Raw genomic sequence first — 1413 nt, 5'->3', positions numbered from 1 at the left:
TCATACTCCATAAAACTTAGATAACAGTATTCAGCCGTTAGCCGTCAGCGGTCAGTGGTCAGCGGTCAGTGGTCAGTGGTCAGTGGTCAGTGGTCAGTGGTCAGTGGTCAGCGGTGAGCTGATTTTATTCAAAAACAGTAGTGTGGCACACCTCAAGTAGTGTGGCACAGGCTTTGGCCTTTGGCCACGCTGTGCGAACGACGCATCGGACCTAACCCATAAGCTGTTCGCGTAGCGTGTGGGTAGCACATTCGCTGATACCTGATTGCTGATTGCTGATTGCTGATTGCTGATTGCTGATTGCTGATTGCTGATTGCTTAATTAATTGATACCGTATTACCGGTAATCTTCACGTCTTTACTAGCTTTAAAGTGCATCCCCTGCTTAGTTTCAATTTTGCTACCATTAGCATTAACTTTAAATGACTTATCTGTCTTCATATCCAGGTTATTCTTAGCAGTAACTTTGATATCTTCCTCGGAAATAATTTCGATACCCTTACCACCAAGCTTAAGTTTGCCTTCTTTAGACTCAATGGTAATCGAATTATCCTTAGTATTAATAATAATGCTGTTTTTGCCAGTTTTGTCAATTACTTCAATTTTTTCCTTATCCTTAGTATCATCTAAGCGAATAGTGTGACCACTTTGGGCAATTACTTCAATTTTGCCTTTGTCCTTAGTATCATCTAAACGGATAGTATGTTGATTATGGGAAATAACCTCAACTTTTTCTTCATATTTAGTATCATATAAGCGAATAATATGACCACTACGGGACTTGATTGTACGCTTATTAATTGTCTTTTTTTTACTATCTTCTTTGTCTTTTTCAGGAGACTCAGGCGGTTTATCTTTGCCATTCCATAACCCCCCTAGGATATAGGGAAAATTAATATCACCTTGTTCAAAAGCTACCAGCACTTCATCGTTCACTTCCGGCAAAAAGTAAATACCACGGTCATTACCAGCCATGGGAGTTAATACCCTAGCCCAATAGCTTTCATCACTATCGGATAGCCAAGGAAACTTGACCTTAACTCGCCCCAAGTTTTCCTCATCGCCATTGTTAGTCACTATTCCCATAGTCACCCCATAGAAACGACCTCGTATTTCAGGGGGACCTAGCAAATTAGTCAGTAAATCGATGCTTGTCATAATTGATAGTTTGTTAAGTAGATATTTATGGTTTTTTAGGGAACAGGGAATAGGGAATCGGGAATAGGGAACAGCGGATCTGGGAATTTAGAATTTAGAATTTAGAATCGGGAATCGGGAATCGGGAATCGGGAATCGGGAGTCGGGAATCGGGAATCGGGAATCGGGACTAGCAACAATAACACCAAACTCCCCATCTCCCCATCTGCCCATCTCCCCATCTCCCTACTCCCTACTCCCTACTCCCTACTCCCT

Annotated in this window: 2 protein-coding genes; both read right to left on the bottom strand. The window is 41.8% G+C overall.

Annotated features, from left to right (window positions below; genetic code table 11):
- Nucleotides 1–318 precede the first annotated feature (318 nt).
- The gene (locus F6K49_RS49055; RefSeq protein WP_293109998.1) at nucleotides 319–1158 is read right to left on the bottom strand and encodes a phage baseplate assembly protein V; all 840 of its coding nucleotides are present in this window, start codon (nucleotides 1156–1158) and stop codon (nucleotides 319–321) included.
- Nucleotides 1159–1245: 87 nt separating this feature from the next.
- Nucleotides 1246–1371, bottom strand: a complete 126-nt coding sequence (locus F6K49_RS49050) for a hypothetical protein (protein WP_293109996.1) — start codon at nucleotides 1369–1371, stop codon at nucleotides 1246–1248.
- Between the last annotated feature and the right edge of the window lie 42 nt (nucleotides 1372–1413).

The organism is Moorena sp. SIO3I6 (assembly GCF_010672095.1).
This window is presented reverse-complemented; position numbering and strand designations above follow the sequence as displayed.